Genomic DNA, 15,738 nt, shown 5'->3' on the forward strand with positions numbered 1-15,738 from the left:
TGCAGCAGCGCAAGCCACACTTTCCATTCCTTGATAAAGAAAAAAGCCTGCCTTATTACTCCGCAACACTGTCGTGACGGGGCAGGCCGAAGGGATCCAGAGGCACTTTTTGGGAGATGCAGGAGCTTTAGCTGCGGGCCAGGGCGGATCCCAAAAGCAGAGCCATCACTGCCGGCACCAAGGCAATCGCCAGGATGGTGAAAACTTGTGCGTCCGTCATAACCAACTCCCTAACAGTGGAATTGCACAAAAGTCAGCCCCCTCACTCTACCGTAGCTTGAGGGGTAGCCTTGACACCGAGAAGAAAAGCTCAACATTCTTTACAAAGCAGCCCTTGCCCATCCCGCTTGACCGTGGCTCCCAGATCCTCTGCTTGGATCGATGTTGCTCCGCAACGCTGTCGCGACTGACATTCTCCCCACCCCTAAAGCAAGGGATTCTTTCTCAGTTTTGGGGTTTTACCCCAGGCAGAAAGGCCGGGGCCTGCGCTGCTGGTTTGCGGGTCATGCTACGATGTTGCTCCGCAACGCCGTCGCGACGGCGAAGCAGTTCTTGCCCATTCCTCCTGCGAAGTTCGGTCTTGGCGTCATCATGGTAGCTGCTCCACAAAGTCTGACCACCCTACGGGATAGCTTGGCCATCCTGGCGGAAACGGATCCCTTGGTTTACCGCCTGATCCAGCAAGAGCTCAACCGACAGCGGGATCACCTGGAGATGATCGCCAGCGAGAACTTCACTTCTCCTGCCGTCTTGGCAGCCCAGGGCTCGGTGCTCACCAACAAGTATGCAGAAGGGCTGCCGGGCAAGCGCTACTACGGCGGCTGCGAGTTTATTGACGAGATTGAACAACTGGCCATTGACCGGGCTAAGCAATTGTTCGGGGCAGCCCACGCCAATGTGCAGCCCCACTCGGGGGCTCAGGCCAATTTTGCTGTTTTCTTGGCCCTGCTGCAGCCGGGGGACACGATCATGGGCATGGATCTGGCCCACGGCGGCCACCTTACCCACGGCTCCCCGGTAAACGTCTCCGGCAAGTGGTTCCGCGTGGTGCACTACGGGGTGGATCCCCAAACGGAGCGGATTGATTTCGATCAAGTGCGGGATCTGGCTTTGCAGCATCGGCCCAAGCTGATCATCTGCGGCTACTCCGCCTACCCGCGGGCAATCGACTTTGCCGCTTTCCGCACCATTGCCGATGAGGTGGGAGCTTATCTGCTGGCCGACATTGCCCATATTGCCGGCCTGGTGGCCACCGGACACCACCCCAACCCGGTGCCCCTCTGCGATGTGGTGACCACCACCACCCACAAGACGCTGCGAGGGCCGCGTGGAGGGCTCATTCTCACCCGCGACCCAGAGCTGGGCAAAAAGCTGGATAAGGCGGTGTTCCCCGGCAGTCAAGGGGGGCCGCTGGAGCATGTCATTGCCGGCAAGGCGGTGGCCTTTGGGGAAGCCCTGCAGCCCGGCTTCGCCCAGTACTCGGCCCAAGTTATCGCCAATGCCCAAGCCCTGGCGGGATCCCTGCAACGGCGAGGCATTCGACTGGTTTCCGGGGGCACCGACAATCACCTGATGCTGCTGGATCTGCGCTCGGTTTCGGCGGTGCTGGAAAAAGTGGGGGCGGCGGATCCGGTGATGACAGGCAAGCGGGCGGATCGGCTGATGGGGGAGATCCACATCACCGCCAACAAAAACACCATTCCCTTCGACCCACAGCCGCCCTTTGTAGCTAGCGGCCTGCGTCTGGGATCCCCAGCCTTGACCACCCGCGGCTTGGGGCCAGTAGAATTTGAGGAAATTGGGGAGATCATCGCCGATTGTCTGTTTCAGCCTGAGGAGCCTGCTGTATTGGAAGAGTGTCGCCAGCGGGTGGCTCAGCTCTGTCGTCGTTTCCCCCTCTACCCCCACTTGGGATAACCGCAATCCTCGCCACGGCTTGCTATGCCCTACTTGGTTGCCTTTCTGGCTGCTGCCTGTGTGGTTCTGTGGGCAACCCCGGTGGTGAAGGCGGTCGGGATCCGCAGTGGCCAGTTGGACTTTCCCGACGAGCGCAAGATCCACCAGCAACCGATGGTGCGCCTGGGGGGGGTTTCCATCTTTTTTGGGAACTTGGTGGCCCTGCTGTTGCTCTGGGGAGCCGGAGCTTTTGGGGGCTTGCGCACCGAGCAGGAGTACGAGATTTGGGGGGTGACGATCGGTGGGGTTTTGTTTTTTTTGATTGGCCTGGCGGACGACCTGTTTCACCTGTCGCCTTTTTCCCGCTTGTTGATGCAATTCGGCGTGGCTGCTGCCGCTTGGGGAGTAGGGGTGCGCATTGAGTTCATCAGTCTGCCCGGGAGAGGGATCTGGCCCTTTCCGGTGTGGTTGAGCCTGCTGATTACCCTGTTCTGGCTGGTGGGGATGGCCAACGCCATCAACTTCATGGACGGGCTGGATGGGCTGGCGGCAGGGGTGTCGGGAATTGCGGCAGTGGTGATGCTGATCGTAACCCTGCTGCTGGATCGACCGGCGGCGGCCATGCTGGCGGCGGCTTTGGCGGGAGCTTGCCTAGGCTTTTTGCGCTACAACTTCAACCCAGCGCAGATCTTCATGGGGGATGGGGGGGCCTATTTTTTGGGCTTTACCCTGGCTGGGATCGGGGTGATCGGGGTGGCCAAGGGGGTGACCACGCTGGCAGTGGCTCTGCCTTTCTTTATCTTGGCGGTGCCGATCCTGGATATGTCCACCGTAATCCTCAAGCGGCTGGCCAGGGGGAAGTCGCCTTTCCATCCCGACAAAGGCCACTTGCACCACCGCTTGCTCAAAGCCGGCCTATCCCATCGGCATTCAGTGCTGCTGATCTATGCCATGACCCTCTGGGGGGGATCCCTGGCCTTGGCCTTGGCGGGCTTGCCGGCAGGAGGCACCTACCTGGGCGGGGCCTCGCTGGTGTTGGCAGGGGTGGCTTGGGGGGCTTGGCAACGGCAACGAGCTTTGCCCTCGGAGGACAGGCCCGAACAGGAATATGTTGCTCCGCAATGCTGTTGCGACCAGGAATGTAAAGAAGATTGAGCTGGGCTTGTTCTCCATCGCTCGCCTGCCTAGACTGGAGGCGCTCTATATTTGTTGTTTTTTGTTTTGTTGTTTTTTGTTTAGCTCTGTGTTGCCTCATGCGCCCCACACCTGAGTTGGCAGCTCTCCTGCGCCGCACCGCGGATCGTATCCAATCCCAACACTGGGGCTTCTGGGACTGGGAGTACTGCTGGCGGGACAGCACCCGCTGCAATTGCGGCCTGTTGGTGCGAGAAGCCCTGGGCTGGGATCGGCAGCAACTCAGCCTGCGCATCCACCGCGGCACCTGGCGCTCCATCGCCCAAACCGCCTACCGAACTGTTGCCCTGGCCTTGAGGGATCCCTGGCAACTGGAGGGGCAGTGCGAGGCCACCGGCCTGCGGCTGGGGTATGTGTTCGAGAAAATGGCAGAGCTGGGGTTCGACCAACCGGAAGACTTTGCCGCCCTGGAGGAGCTGAGCGATCCCGTAATTCTGGCCCGCCTGGCGGAAAAAGGTGTGGAGCCAGCACAGCGCGACCAGGCGATCCATGTGGCGCTTTACATGCGGGAACTGGCGGACTGGATTGACGAACAACTGCAGGCCCAGGCTCAGATCAGCCGCTTGAGCCAACCTTTGCCCAAAACACCAGGGATCCTCGTCCAACAGTCGGTGCACCTTACTTGAGGAACTCAGTTGCCTTCCTCTACCATCACCACATGGGCAGGGATCCCAGGGGGAAGAGCCTTGCAGCCGGACAAAAAGGCCAGCTCGATTAAGAAGGCAAATCCCCCCACCTCAGCGCCGCTCTGGGCCACCAATTGGGCGGTGGCAGCGGCTGTACCCCCGGTGGCAATGACATCATCCACGATCAACACCCGCTCTCCAGGCCGCAGGGCGTGGGCGTGCAGTTGGAGCTGGTCTTGGCCGTATTCCAGGCTGTAAGTCTGGCTGAGCACCGGCGGCGGCAGTTTGCCTGGCTTGCGAACCGGGACAAAGCCCAAGCCCAGGTGTTGTGCCAAAGCAGCCCCTAAAATGAACCCCCGCGACTCGATGCCGACCACATAATCTAGGGATCCCATGCCGGTGGTGCCGGCGGCCAACTGTTCAATAGCCGCCCGGAAGCCTGCCGGATCCTGCAGCAGGGGGGTCATATCCCGAAAGAGGATGCCGGGTCTGGGAAAATCGGGCACCAAGCGAATGAGGGCTCGCAGATCCATCTTGTTTTCCTCGCTGGCCAGTGGCTTGCTGTTCGCGCTATTCGGACGGAGTCCTCAAAGGACGCTCCAAGCAACCCATCATACTCGGTTAGCTAATGGGCAGATGGGATCCCTTTTGGTCAGTCTGGCAACGGGGAAGATTTTCTATAATTGGCAAGGCTGGGGGCCGCGGCTCACCTGGTCACCCATCTGTGAACTCGGAGACTTCTCATGCGTTATTACATGGCCATCGACTCCAATCCCCTAGCCAGTTTGCCGCTGGCTCTGTTTGGGGTGAGCAGCGAGGCGGCCTATGTCGATCTGCTGCAAGACAAGCTCATTGTGCGGGCGGGCAGCCTGTTCAACGAGACGTTCTCCCTGAGCGAGTTGGGACAAGGGGAGCGCTTCCCCTGGCCTTGGTACTACGGACTGGGCGTGCGCACCGATTTTCAGGGGATCGTTGGCCCGGTCACCAGCACCCAAGGGGTAATTGCCATTCCACTGGTGCAGGAAAAGCCTCTTTTTATTCCCTTGCTGGGGCCGGTAGGGCTGCAACTGCCCTGCAAAAAGCTGGTCTTCAGCCTCAAAGATCCAGACACCTTCCTGGCCAACTTCAATCAGGGTCGCCCAGAGGTGAACGCCGGCCCGAAGAGTGTGGTGATTGAGTAGATGGGGATCCCTGTGAAACCTGAGAGACGGCGGCCTGTCAAGAGCCTACAGAGATCCCCCAGGGGTTGGGGTGACAGGCCCAGAAGCAACGCGGCTTATGCGACGCAAGCCCGGCAAGCCGGCATCCACCACCACCACACTGCCATCCGCTAAGACTACCAAGCCGGCAGGCTGCTCAAACCGGGCTGCCGAGGTGGGGCCATCCTGCCAACCGCGCTGATTCTGTCCGGCCAAGGTGGAAACTTGTCCCCCAGGCTGAAGACGACGAATGCGATGGTTATCTCGGTCGGCCACCCAGAGGTTGCCTGCCGCATCGAAGGCCAGCCCCCCCAGGGTTTGAAAACGGGCCTCTGCCAGGGGGCCATCCCGATAGCCTGGCTCTGCCCCGGAGAGGGTGGTCACTCGTCCGCCAGCAGAGAGCCGGCGCAGGCGATGTCCATCGGCAATCCAGAGGTTCCCCTCCTTATCCACCGCCAGAGCCGTGGGCTGCAGGAGCTGGGCCTGTTCTGTTGGGCCATCGACGGATCCCGGCTGGCCGGTGCCGGCAACCGTGGTCACTTCACCTGCAGGGGTGATGCGGCGGATGCGGCGATTGGCGCGGTCGGCAACGTAGAGGCTGCCATCTGAACCCAAAGCCAGCCCAGATGGCTCCCGGAACTGAGCTCGGTCAAGCCCCCCATCTCGGTATCCGGCTATACAAGTGCCGGCAAAGGTGCTCACCTGTCGTTGCAGGTTGATATAGCGCAGGCAATGGTTGCCGCTGTCGGCCACCCACAATCCCCCCTTGGGATCCCAGAGCAGCCCCTGTGGGGAGTCAAACTGAGCTTGATTGGCTGCTCCGTCGCGGCGGCCTGCTTGGCCTGTGCCGGCCCAAACTTCCAATTCCCCCTCTGGAGACAGCCGGAAGATGCGGTGCTGGGCTCTATCGGCTAAATAGAAGGCTCCTTCAGGATCCACAGCAATGCCGCTGATTTGCTGCAGGTAGATCCTGGACTCGGTGCCGGTGTTATCAGGGGCGTTGCCGACAGGATCTGCCGCGGGCGAGGTGCGGCCATCCAGCAAAGTTTCCACCACCCAGGCCGATGCTGCCGGAGCAGTGGGGGTGGGAGAGGGGCTGGGGGAAGGAGTAGCGGCAGGCCAATCGTAGACCAGAGTGCCCAGCCCTTGCCCGGAAGCATCCGCAACGGCAACCCAAACCGAGCCGGAAAGAGAAGAAGGCGGCATCACCACCAGGCGGTCACCGCTGCGGGAGCGAATTTCCCCCTTCAGGATGCGCTCGGGATTGGCTGCTGCAGCAAAGAGAACCGTTTCCACCCGCTCCAAATTTTCCCCTGAGAGCAGCAACGGCTGGCCAAGGGTGGGCGCTGCCGAGCTGGTGTGCAGCAGCGGTACCCCCACCTCAGAGAGCACCAACATCGAAAGGCGGCGCTGGCGCTCTGTGTCTTGGGGAGGACGATTGACACTGCCAGAACTCCCAGAGCGGGCAGAAAGGGTCAGGGATCCCTTCCCCTGCGCCAGAGTGGTGGATCCCCGATAGGCGATGGCGCTGAGCTCCGCTTCTCCGGCGGGAGGATTGGTGAAGGTGAAAGTGGCCGGTTGCCCCAGGCGCAGAGGGGCAGTGGCGGTTTGGCGATAAGTGCCCAGGGTAATGCTCAGGTCGATCCCTTCCACTCCCGGCCAGGTGGGAGTGCGAGCCAGCCAGCGATCCACCTCTGAGGCCGGTAGCTGGGCCACCAGATCGGATCCCTGTTCCTGGAGCAGCAGAACGATGCGGTTGCTGGGCACCGACAAGCCGGCCTGACGCGCTTGCTCGAAAGTCAGAGAAAGCGGGGAGGGAGGGAGAGGAGTTGGAGTTAAAACCGGCTGTAGGGCCGCAGGGGGAACAACGCTGGGAGACAGACTAGAAGAAGAAAGCTCGCCACAGCCCGAGAGAGCCAGCACCAAGGCACTCAGCGCAGGCCAAGGTAGCGGTGTCAGGGAAGCCCGTCGTGGCATGATGCAGCTCATCCCCTCCCACAAACTGGGAAATGGCGGAAACCCAAACCCCCACGCTTACCTTCATCAGCGTACAAACCGGCGAGAATTGCCCAGCACCCTCTCTGCCGCAGGAGCCACCTCGACCAATGCCTTGGCCCCTGAACCGCATTCCTATTCATGACCAACCATCCTCACCCGCAGGTGAGTCGCACTCCTCACTCCATCTATCCTTACTCAAATCCCCACCGAAAGACCAGATAGCAGTTTCAGCGGCCAGGAAATCATCCAGGCCATAGCGGTAGCGCTGTAAGTCGATGCTGCCCGCGTTCGCCCGGTTCGGCTATAGAGTGGGGACAGGCCACTCTCGCGGATGAATCAAGTAGACGGTACCCCCGGAGTGCTCCAGCCACAACGACTCTAGCTGTTCGCGGCGGTAGGTACGGCGAACCTCTTCGTTGGTTTTGGCCGCCGGATCGTGGACGATGGGATCCCCGTGGCTAAACTGCTCCGCACCGCTGCCGCGAGCAAATCCCACCAGCACCGCCAGATGGCCGTTGCTTCTGGGAATTGGCGCCCCTTCCAGTTCTCCCTCACCCCAAGCATAGCTGAGGATCACCGGAACCCCTGCCGCGATCCAGGCTTCTGCTTGGGCCAAGCTCTCCAGCCGCGCCACCACGCCGGACAAACCCTGCTCGGCAGCATGGGCGACGTTGAAAGCCCAGTTGCCATGGCCCTGGTAAACCCGGTCATACACACCGGCCACCGCTGCGCGCACCAACACCTCACAGGGACGGGGATCCCGCTTCCAGTAGGCCATCACCATCGCCAAAGAGGTGGGGCTACACCAGACCTCTCCCCCATCGGGGTACACCATCTGGGAGCACCAAGGCAGATCCAAGATTTTGCCCCAGCGGCTGGGATCCCCAGGGGATAGGCGGCTGGGCTTGACCGGCTCGTTGGAAATGGCAACTGCCACCTGATCCACAACGGCAGAACGGCCTGGCTCTTGCGTGAACAGGCGCACCCTAACCTGGAAGGCTTCTGCTCCGTTGAGGGTATCCTTGAGCACCAGCAAGTCCGTGTACAGGTTGCCATCCTCATCCCCTTGTCCTTGCACTGAGTGGCTGGCCAGAGTCAAGGGATCCGCAGCCCATACCCCGCCGTGATACCACTTTGTCCAGCGGTCTGAAAGCTTGGCCCGAATCCACAGTTCCAACCAGGTGCCGGGGGGCGTGGTGGCATTCCAGGAAGCGATTGCCCCGACCATAGGGAAGCTGGTGGGGACTGCTGGGCTGGTGGCTTCTCCCACCCAGTAGGGGCCAAGGGGATAGAAAGGGCGCCCCCGTTCGCGTAAGCGGTGCGGAGCATTATCGCGTAAGCGGGACGGAGTCCTTAGCGCCACCTCAGGCTCTTCAAGGCTGACTTCTTGCCGCAAACCCTCTGGATCCAAGACCAATTGCCCTCGGGCGTTCAGGCGGATCCCTTGGGTTGACCAGTCCTGAAACCCCTGAGCTTCTCCCGCCCGCCAGCGCTGAAACCCGGTGCGATAGGTGAAGTGGGTCTGGGCTTGCATCGTCAAGAGTCCTGGAAAAGTTGGAACAGGCTGGGCCAACGCGGGCAACCCCAGCAAGAGCAGCACAACCCCGCTGACCAGCCCAGGCAGCCCCTGCCGTTCGCGTAAGCGGGACGGAGTCCTTTGGCCACTGCCTTCTGCGAGCATTGTCCGCCTGCCCCCACTAATAGCGCGACACCGCCGGATGTCCACCAATGTACCAGCGCCAGGGGATCTCGGCTCCTTGGGTGATGCCGATGCGGGTGGTTTGGACGATGGACAACTGCGTTTGCCAAGAGGGGGATCCCTCCAGCCAAATGCCTTCCTGGCCGGCTTCCGCCCGCTCTAGCCGCCAGCCGTTGTGGGATCCATCGATGCGCAGGGCTTGACAGAGCAGGCCCGGCCCCGCCGCCGCCCGTGCTGGCTGATTCTGTTTGTTGGCCGGGATCCAGTCTGGCAGGCGATCCAACTGAGCTGCCCGGATCAGAACCGCCGCCGGGATCCCTTCTGGCTCGGTAACGATATTTAGACAGTGGTAGAGGCCGTAGATGCGATAGATGTAGAGATGCCCTGGCGGGCCAAACATGACCTGGTTGCGTTGGGTCTTGCGGCGGTAGGCATGGCAGGCCGGATCCCCAGCCGTGTAGGCCTCCGTCTCTACGATCTGGGCCCGCACCTGCAGCCCATCGGCAAATTGCCGCACCAGAACCATGCCCAGCAAGGCAGGTGCCACCAGCGGGGCCGGCTGGCTCAACCACTCCACAGCGTCCACGGCAGGCTTGGCAGCCCTCAGCCCCCAGCAACGGCAGGGACGATGCTCACCTCATCCCCATCTTGCAGAGGGGTGTCACATCCCTTGAGGAAGCGAATGTCTTCGCTGTTCACATAAAAGTTGACGAAGCGGCGCAATTCCCCCTTCTCATCGCACAGCCGCGCCTTAATCCCCGGACAGCGTTGTTCCAAAGCATCCAACAATTCGCGGATGGTGGATCCCTCGCAATTCACCACCCCCTGATCCTGGGTGAGCGCCCGCAGCGTGTTGGGAATCAGCACCTTGACTGCCATAGCCCAATGCCTCGTCCATTAACCAACATCAAAAAACTAGGGTAGCAGCACCCCATCGATGCCGTGAATCACGCCGTTGGAAACTGGAATATCCGCCAGGTTCACGTTAGCCCCGTTGACCCGGATGCTGCCCTCGGATCCCACCTGCACCTGCAGCGGCAGCTCTGCCAAGGTAGTCAGAGTGGTCGATTGGCCGGGCCGCAGGTCAAACGAGGTAATCCGCCCCGGCACCACATGATACGTGAGAATGCGGGTGAGCTGAGCCCGGCTGGCCGGCTGCAACAGCGTCTCCACCGTACCCGGCGGCAGTTGCCCAAAGGCCACATCGGAAGGGGCAAAGACCGTGAACGGCCCCGGCCCTGCCAACGCCGTATTCAGGCCCGTCGCCCGCAAAGCTGCCGCCAGCGTCGAGTAGCTGCTGGGCAAAGTTTCCAGCTCAACGGCAATGGTGTTTAGCCCTTGAGGCTGGGCCGCAGGAGCAAAGACAAGCGGGGCCACTACAGCCGCCAACGGGATCCAACGGCGAACAAGGCGCTGAACAGAAGGAAAGATAGGCATCGTGCAAAGCTCCTGAGCCAATAGGTCTACGCCAGGGATCTTAACAGTTCTTCATTAAGATTCTGTTAAGAGGCAATGGAGAGGGTCTTCCCTGCAAACCGAGTTCATACTGATGCCTCCTGCCAGTCCAGCCGCTCCAGGGTGCGGGCCCGCTCCAAAGCCTGTTCAAAGCTCTCCAGCCTGGGCGAGATCACCAGAGGATGGCCTACGTGGGCTTGAACCGCCTCCTGGGTCTTCAGACCGTTGCCGGTAATGTAGGCTACTGTAACCGCCTCGGGATCAAGTTGGCCGGACTCTGCTAGGCGTTTGAGCACGGCAATGGTGGTGCCGCCGGCGGTTTCGGTGAAGATGCCTTCGGTCTCGGCCAAAAGCTTGATGCCGGCAACAATCTCCGGATCGGCAGCCGTCTCGATCTGGCCGCCGGTTTTGCGGGCGATCTCCAGGGCGTAGATCCCGTCAGCAGGGTTGCCGATGGCGATGGACTTGGCGATGGTATTGGGCTTAACCGGAGTGACAAAATCCCGTCCCTCGCGGAAGGCTTGGGCAATGGGCGAACATCCCTGCGCCTGGGCGCCGTGGAAGGTGACCGGCTTATCCGCCACCAGCCCCACCTTCACAAACTCCTGGAAGCCTTTGTAAACCTTGGTGTACAGGGATCCCGAGGCCAATGGGATCACCACCTGATCCGGCAGTTGCCAACCCAATTGCTCCGCCACCTCATAGGCCAGGGTTTTGGAGCCTTCTGAGTAGTAGGGGCGCAGGTTGATATTGACGAAGCCCCAGCCGTAGCGATCCGCCACCTCGGCGCAGAGGCGGTTCACCTGGTCGTAGTTGCCCTCCACCGCCATGACGGTGGGGTTGTAAATCAGGGATCCCAGCACTTTGCCCGCTTCTAAGTCCGCCGGGATGAAGATGGTGCAGTCCAAGCCGGCGTGGGCGGCAATAGCAGCGGTGGAGTTGGCCAGATTGCCCGTGCTGGCGCAGGAAACGGTGGTAAAACCCAGCTCCTTGGCACGGGTCAGCGCCACCGACACCACCCGATCCTTGAAGCTGAGGGTGGGCATGTTGACGGCATCGTTCTTGATGTAAAGATTTTTTAACCCCAGCCGCCGACCCAGCCGCTCCGCCTTAACCAGCGGGGTCATGCCAGTGCCCACATCGATGGGCTTTTCAGAAGTTACTGGCAGAAAAGGCCGATAGCGCCAGATAGACAGCGGCCCAGCTTGGATGCTCTGCCGGCTGACGCTGTGCCTCAGCCAGTCGTAGTCATAAACCACTTCCAGGGGGCCGAAACACAGCTCACAAACATGCTTGGCGACCGGCTCGTACTCGGCGCCACACTCCCGACAGCGCAAACGGCTGAAGCCCACCTTGGAGCTGTGCAAGGCAGAGGCCAACGGGGAATCGGCAGGGCTGAGCGGGCGTTCGGAAAGAGTTTGGGACATGGGCAGCCTCAAGGTGAAGGAAAGGGTGGGCGCTGGATTGAACTTACCTATCGTTGGGGGGAATCTTATCACCCGCAATCTGCCGCGTCAACTAAACCCGACTAAAATAGTCTGGATTAGATCCGGTTGAGGATAACGGAATCGGTGCTTGGCTCTCTCAGGCGGGCTGTCTGGTGTTTGTATGAGCCGCAACATCCCTTGGGCGACTCTGCCCTTTCCTCTGGGATCCCCTGCTATCGGCAGCCTTGGGGGAGCTGATCCCAGCGCCCTGAGGTCTCTTCAACTCTTCAATCAGGTGACTTAGGCTGGGAACTGAGCCTCTACCCAACTTTATTTCCCAGGGCAACAGAAAACTTTCCCTACTGCTCTGCCTGCCTCAGGCCGGTCGCAAATAACCCTATCCGTTGCCGCCATCGCTAAGCTGGATAAGCGAGCTGAAATAACCTGAAAATTAAAAGACCGGGGATCCCGGCTATTCATTTTGGAATTGCCACCCTATGCTCAGAGTTGGACGGGACAGCATTGATTTTCTCGATCACTACGATGTGGTGGTGGTCGGCGGGGGGCACTCCGGCTGCGAGGCAGCGTTGGCAGCAGCGCGGCTGGGCTGCAACACCCTCATGCTGACATTGAATCTGGACAAGATCGCCTGGCAACCCTGTAACCCCGCCGTCGGCGGCCCGGCCAAATCGCAGCTGGTGCACGAAATCGATGCCCTCGGCGGCGAGATGGGCAAAATCACCGACCGCACCTATTTACAGAAGCGGGTGCTCAACCGTTCGCGGGGGCCGGCGGTGTGGGCGCTGCGGGCGCAAACCGACAAAAGGGAATATGCGCGGGTGATGCGCTCGGTGGTGGAAAACCAGCCTAACCTGACGATTCGCGAGGGCACTGTCACCGATTTGGTGTTGGGGCGCAACGACGAGGTGGTGGGCGTGGTCACCCATTTCGGCACCATCTTCGGCTGTCGGGCGGTGATCCTGACCACCGGCACGTTTTTGGGGGGGCGCATCTGGATTGGTCGCCACTGGCAAGCTGCCGGACGGGCAGGGGAATTTGCCGTGGAAGGGCTGACCGACACCCTGCGCCAACTGGGCTTTGAAACGGGCCGGCTGAAAACCGGCACCCCTGCCCGCGTGGATCGGCGCAGCGTGGATTTTTCGGTCATGGAGCGGCAACCGGGGGATCCCGATGTGCGCTGGTTTAGCTTCGACCCCGAGGTGTGGGTGCCAAGGGAGCAGATGGATTGCTACTTGACCCGCACCACCCCAGAGACCCACCGCATCATCCGGGAAAATCTCCACGAAACCCCTGTCTATGGCGGCTGGGTGGAGGCCAAAGGGCCCCGCTACTGCCCCAGCATCGAAGACAAGATTGTCCGCTTTGCCGACAAGGAAAGCCATCAGATTTTTATTGAGCCGGAAGGGCGGGATCTGCCGGAGCTCTACATCCAGGGGTTCTCCACGGGGATGCCTGAGAAAATCCAGATCCAGATGTTGCGCTCCTTGCCTGGCCTGGAGCGGTGCGTCATGCTGCGGCCTGCCTATGCGGTGGAATACGACTATCTGCCGGCCACCCAGCTCTACCCCACTCTGATGACCAAAAAAGTGCAGGGGCTGTTTTGCGCCGGCCAGATCAACGGCACCACCGGCTACGAAGAGGCGGCAGCTCAGGGGCTCATAGCCGGGATCAACGCCGCCCGCCTGGTTCAAGGCAAGCCCCTGGTCACCCTGCCGCGGGAGTCCAGCTACATCGGCACCCTCATCGACGATCTCTGCACCAAAGAACTGCGGGAGCCCTACCGCATGCTCACCAGCCGCTCCGAATACCGCCTCATCCTGCGCTCCGACAATGCCGACCAACGGCTCACCCCCCTGGGGCGAGAATGGGGCTTGATCGATGACCGGCGCTGGGCCCTGTTCCAAGCCAAGCAAGCGCGCATTGCCGCAGAAATCGAGCGCCTGGAAACGCAGCGGGTGAAGGCCCACGACCTGGCCGGCATCCAACTAAGCCAACTGACGGGGCAGGGGATCAAGGGATCCGCCACCCTAGCCGAGATCTTGCGCCGCAACCAGATTCACTACTCCGATCTCCTGGAACTGGGGCTGGGGGATGCGGAGCTGGATCCCTTTGAGCAGGAAGCAGCGGAAATTGCCGTCAAATACAGCGGCTACATCCAGCGACAGCAGAGCCAAATTGAGCAGGTGAGCAAGCAGTACCACCGCCCTCTGCCCCCCGATCTGGACTACCACTCCATCCCCACCCTCTCCAAAGAGTCGCGGGATAAGCTCTCGGCGGTGCGTCCCCTCACCGTGGGCCAGGCAGCCCGCATCGGCGGTGTCAACCCCGCCGACATCAATGCCCTGCTGATCTACCTGGAAGTGAGGCAACGTCAGAGGACGGCTGCGGCAGATCCCGTCTGTTCTTCTGTATGAGCTCCGCCCCCATCCATGTAGAGGGAAGGGATCCCTTCTAGGGGCATGCGCGAGGCTACCCCCAGCTCCAGCGGCGAGACCTCCCCCCGCAGCCAGTGGCAGAGCCCAGCTGCCCCAATCATGGCGGCATTGTCGGTGCAGAGGGCTAGAGGCGGGATCACCACCCGCAACCCCCTTTGCCGGGCTGCTTCTGTGAGGCGGGCCCTCAGCTCCCGATTGGCAGCTACCCCTCCCGTCAGCAGCAGCGTCGAGAGGCCCAGCGCTTCGGCACAGGCCACTGCCTTTTCGGTGAGCACATGGGTCAGACAGGCCTGGAAGCTGGCGGCAATGTCGGCAATGGGCAACTCCTGGCCTTGCTGCTGCAACTGCTGGACTAGGCGCAACACCGCCGTTTTCAGGCCGCTGAAGCTTGTGTCGTAGGGATGCTCCACTTTGCCCTCGGGCAGGGGAAAGCGCTGCGGATCCCCCTGCTGAGCCCAGCGGTCAATCTGCGGTCCCCCCGGATAGCCCAGCCCCAGCAGCCGCGCCACTTTGTCAAACGCTTCGCCGGCAGCATCGTCGCGGGTGCGACCCACCGTCTGGTACTGCCCGTAGTCCTTCATCCAGATCAAGCTGGTGTGGCCCCCCGACACCAAAAGGCAGAGGCAGGGGGGGCGCAGATCGGGCTCGGCCAAAAAGCCGCTGAAGAGATGGCCCTCCAGATGGTGCACCCCGATCAGGGGCTTGTCGTAAAGCAAAGCCAGGGTCTTGGCCCCCATCAGCCCCACCAGCAGGGATCCCACCAGGCCCGGCGCACAAGTTACGGCAATGGCGTCTACCTCGGCCACCTCCAATCCTGCCTGTTGCAGAGCCCTCTCCAGCACAAAGGGCAAGGTTTCCACATGCTGCCGTGAGGCCACCTCCGGCACCACGCCCCCGTAAGCAGCATGAAGGTCGATTTGGCTGGCCACCACGGAGCTGAGCTGCCGTGGGGCAAACCCCGGCCAGGCCACATCCGCCGCCACCACAGCCACAGCCGTTTCGTCACAACTGGTTTCGATGGCAAGGACGCAGGGCATGGGAGAGCAGGCTGGGCAAAAGGGATAGGAGAGCTTTGGGATACTTGAGATACTTGAATTAAGAATTGTGTGAGCTAAAACCCGGGATCCGTCGGGGCGAGGCGCTCAGGAGTATGATACTAACCGTTTGGTGCCTGTTTCTGCACTTAGCATCCCTTAGCATTTGGACAGATCTTAGACCCCTACCTCAAGGACACATCCTGCTATGCGAACCTTTTTAAGCCTTCTTTTGGCCCTTTGCATTGCGCTTGGCCTCGCCCAATCTGTGCAGGCAGAGCCCTTGATCGGTCTGAAACCTTGCAGCGAAGTTCCCGCCTTTCAGGCCCTGATGAACGAACGCCTGAGCAGCCTAGAGGAGAAGATCCTCAACGCCAGCCCTGCTATGGCTCCCGTCTACCAGCAAAAGCTGGCCCAAACCAGCAAGCGCTTTGAGCGCTACAGCAAGCTGCTCTGCGGCGAAGAGGGCCTGCCCCACCTGGTTACAGATGGTCGGTTGAACCATGCGGGCGAGTTTCTCATCCCCGGCCTGCTTTTCCTCTATATCGCCGGTTGGCTGGGCTGGGCCGGGCGTTCTTACCTGATCGCGGTTCGGGATGAGGATAGCCCCGAAATGAAAGAAAGCCTGATCGATGTACCGCTGGCGCTGCGGTGTTTCCTCACGGCTTTGGCTTGGCCTGCTGCTGCTTTCAAGGAGATTGCCAGTGGCGAAATTCGAGAGCCGGAAGCGGCTGTGCCCATCTCGCCCCGCTGA

At 61.1% G+C, this 15,738-nt stretch carries 15 protein-coding genes; 6 read left to right on the forward strand and 9 right to left on the reverse strand.

What is annotated here, in order from left to right:
- Positions 1–127: 127 nt before the first annotated feature.
- Positions 128–220 carry a photosystem I reaction center subunit XII gene (psaM, locus tag ACVW0C_RS00485; RefSeq protein ID WP_011434349.1) on the reverse strand — a complete coding sequence of 31 codons (93 nt, stop codon included), beginning with the start codon at positions 218–220 and terminating at the stop codon, positions 128–130.
- 371 nt (positions 221–591) lie between these two features.
- Here psaM and glyA point away from each other — a divergent pair, with 371 nt between their 5' ends.
- From glyA to ACVW0C_RS00500, 3 genes are all read left to right on the forward strand, one after another.
- Positions 592–1,917, forward strand: a complete 1,326-nt coding sequence (gene glyA / locus ACVW0C_RS00490) for a serine hydroxymethyltransferase (RefSeq protein WP_457384034.1) — start codon at positions 592–594, stop codon at positions 1,915–1,917.
- Positions 1,918–1,941: 24 nt separating this feature from the next.
- Positions 1,942–3,051 carry a glycosyltransferase family 4 protein gene (locus ACVW0C_RS00495; RefSeq protein ID WP_414349946.1) on the forward strand — a complete coding sequence of 370 codons (1,110 nt, stop codon included), beginning with the start codon at positions 1,942–1,944 and terminating at the stop codon, positions 3,049–3,051.
- 98 nt (positions 3,052–3,149) lie between these two features.
- Positions 3,150–3,716: a hypothetical protein gene (locus ACVW0C_RS00500; RefSeq protein WP_148202776.1), complete on the forward strand. Its 567-nt coding sequence runs from the start codon at positions 3,150–3,152 to the stop codon at positions 3,714–3,716.
- A gap of 5 nt (positions 3,717–3,721) precedes the next feature.
- On the opposite strand, the gene ACVW0C_RS00505 is transcribed toward ACVW0C_RS00500, so the two are convergent.
- On the reverse strand, positions 3,722–4,249 hold the full coding sequence (locus ACVW0C_RS00505) for an adenine phosphoribosyltransferase (RefSeq protein ID WP_011434353.1): 528 nt from the start codon (positions 4,247–4,249) through the stop codon (positions 3,722–3,724).
- A gap of 210 nt (positions 4,250–4,459) precedes the next feature.
- On the opposite strand from ACVW0C_RS00505, the gene ACVW0C_RS00510 reads away from it, so the two are divergent.
- Positions 4,460–4,897, forward strand: a complete 438-nt coding sequence (locus tag ACVW0C_RS00510; protein WP_457383962.1) for a hypothetical protein — start codon at positions 4,460–4,462, stop codon at positions 4,895–4,897.
- Positions 4,898–4,942: 45 nt separating this feature from the next.
- On the opposite strand, the gene ACVW0C_RS00515 is transcribed toward ACVW0C_RS00510, so the two are convergent.
- The 6 genes from ACVW0C_RS00515 to thrC form a co-directional block, all read right to left on the reverse strand.
- The gene (locus tag ACVW0C_RS00515) at positions 4,943–6,892 is read right to left on the reverse strand and encodes an NHL repeat-containing protein (protein WP_457383963.1); all 1,950 of its coding nucleotides are present in this window, start codon (positions 6,890–6,892) and stop codon (positions 4,943–4,945) included.
- Between the two features lie 322 nt (positions 6,893–7,214).
- Complete coding sequence (locus ACVW0C_RS00520; RefSeq protein WP_457383964.1) at positions 7,215–8,594, reverse strand: peptidase C39 family protein; 1,380 nt, start codon at positions 8,592–8,594, stop codon at positions 7,215–7,217.
- Between the two features lie 16 nt (positions 8,595–8,610).
- Positions 8,611–9,189, reverse strand: a complete 579-nt coding sequence (locus tag ACVW0C_RS00525) for a DNA-3-methyladenine glycosylase (RefSeq protein ID WP_011434357.1) — start codon at positions 9,187–9,189, stop codon at positions 8,611–8,613.
- A gap of 26 nt (positions 9,190–9,215) precedes the next feature.
- Positions 9,216–9,491, reverse strand: a complete 276-nt coding sequence (locus tag ACVW0C_RS00530; protein WP_011434358.1) for a ubiquitin-like small modifier protein 1 — start codon at positions 9,489–9,491, stop codon at positions 9,216–9,218.
- Positions 9,492–9,527: 36 nt separating this feature from the next.
- The gene (locus ACVW0C_RS00535) at positions 9,528–10,049 is read right to left on the reverse strand and encodes a fasciclin domain-containing protein (RefSeq protein WP_457383965.1); all 522 of its coding nucleotides are present in this window, start codon (positions 10,047–10,049) and stop codon (positions 9,528–9,530) included.
- Between the two features lie 104 nt (positions 10,050–10,153).
- On the reverse strand, positions 10,154–11,494 hold the full coding sequence (thrC, locus tag ACVW0C_RS00540) for a threonine synthase (RefSeq protein WP_457383966.1): 1,341 nt from the start codon (positions 11,492–11,494) through the stop codon (positions 10,154–10,156).
- Between the two features lie 497 nt (positions 11,495–11,991).
- Between thrC and mnmG the strand changes: the two genes are divergently transcribed.
- Positions 11,992–13,929 (forward strand): tRNA uridine-5-carboxymethylaminomethyl(34) synthesis enzyme MnmG, encoded by a 1,938-nt coding sequence (gene mnmG / locus ACVW0C_RS00545; protein WP_457383967.1) that lies wholly within the window; start codon positions 11,992–11,994, stop codon positions 13,927–13,929.
- Here mnmG and tsaD read toward each other — a convergent pair.
- On the reverse strand, positions 13,887–14,987 hold the full coding sequence (gene tsaD / locus ACVW0C_RS00550; RefSeq protein WP_457383968.1) for a tRNA (adenosine(37)-N6)-threonylcarbamoyltransferase complex transferase subunit TsaD: 1,101 nt from the start codon (positions 14,985–14,987) through the stop codon (positions 13,887–13,889). The two genes, mnmG and tsaD, sit on opposite strands and share 43 nt — an antisense overlap.
- Before the next feature lie 205 nt (positions 14,988–15,192).
- Here tsaD and ACVW0C_RS00555 point away from each other — a divergent pair, with 205 nt between their 5' ends.
- The gene (locus ACVW0C_RS00555; RefSeq protein ID WP_414342216.1) at positions 15,193–15,738 is read left to right on the forward strand and encodes a Photosystem I reaction center subunit III; all 546 of its coding nucleotides are present in this window, start codon (positions 15,193–15,195) and stop codon (positions 15,736–15,738) included.

This window comes from Thermostichus sp. OS-CIW-26 (assembly GCF_054058395.1).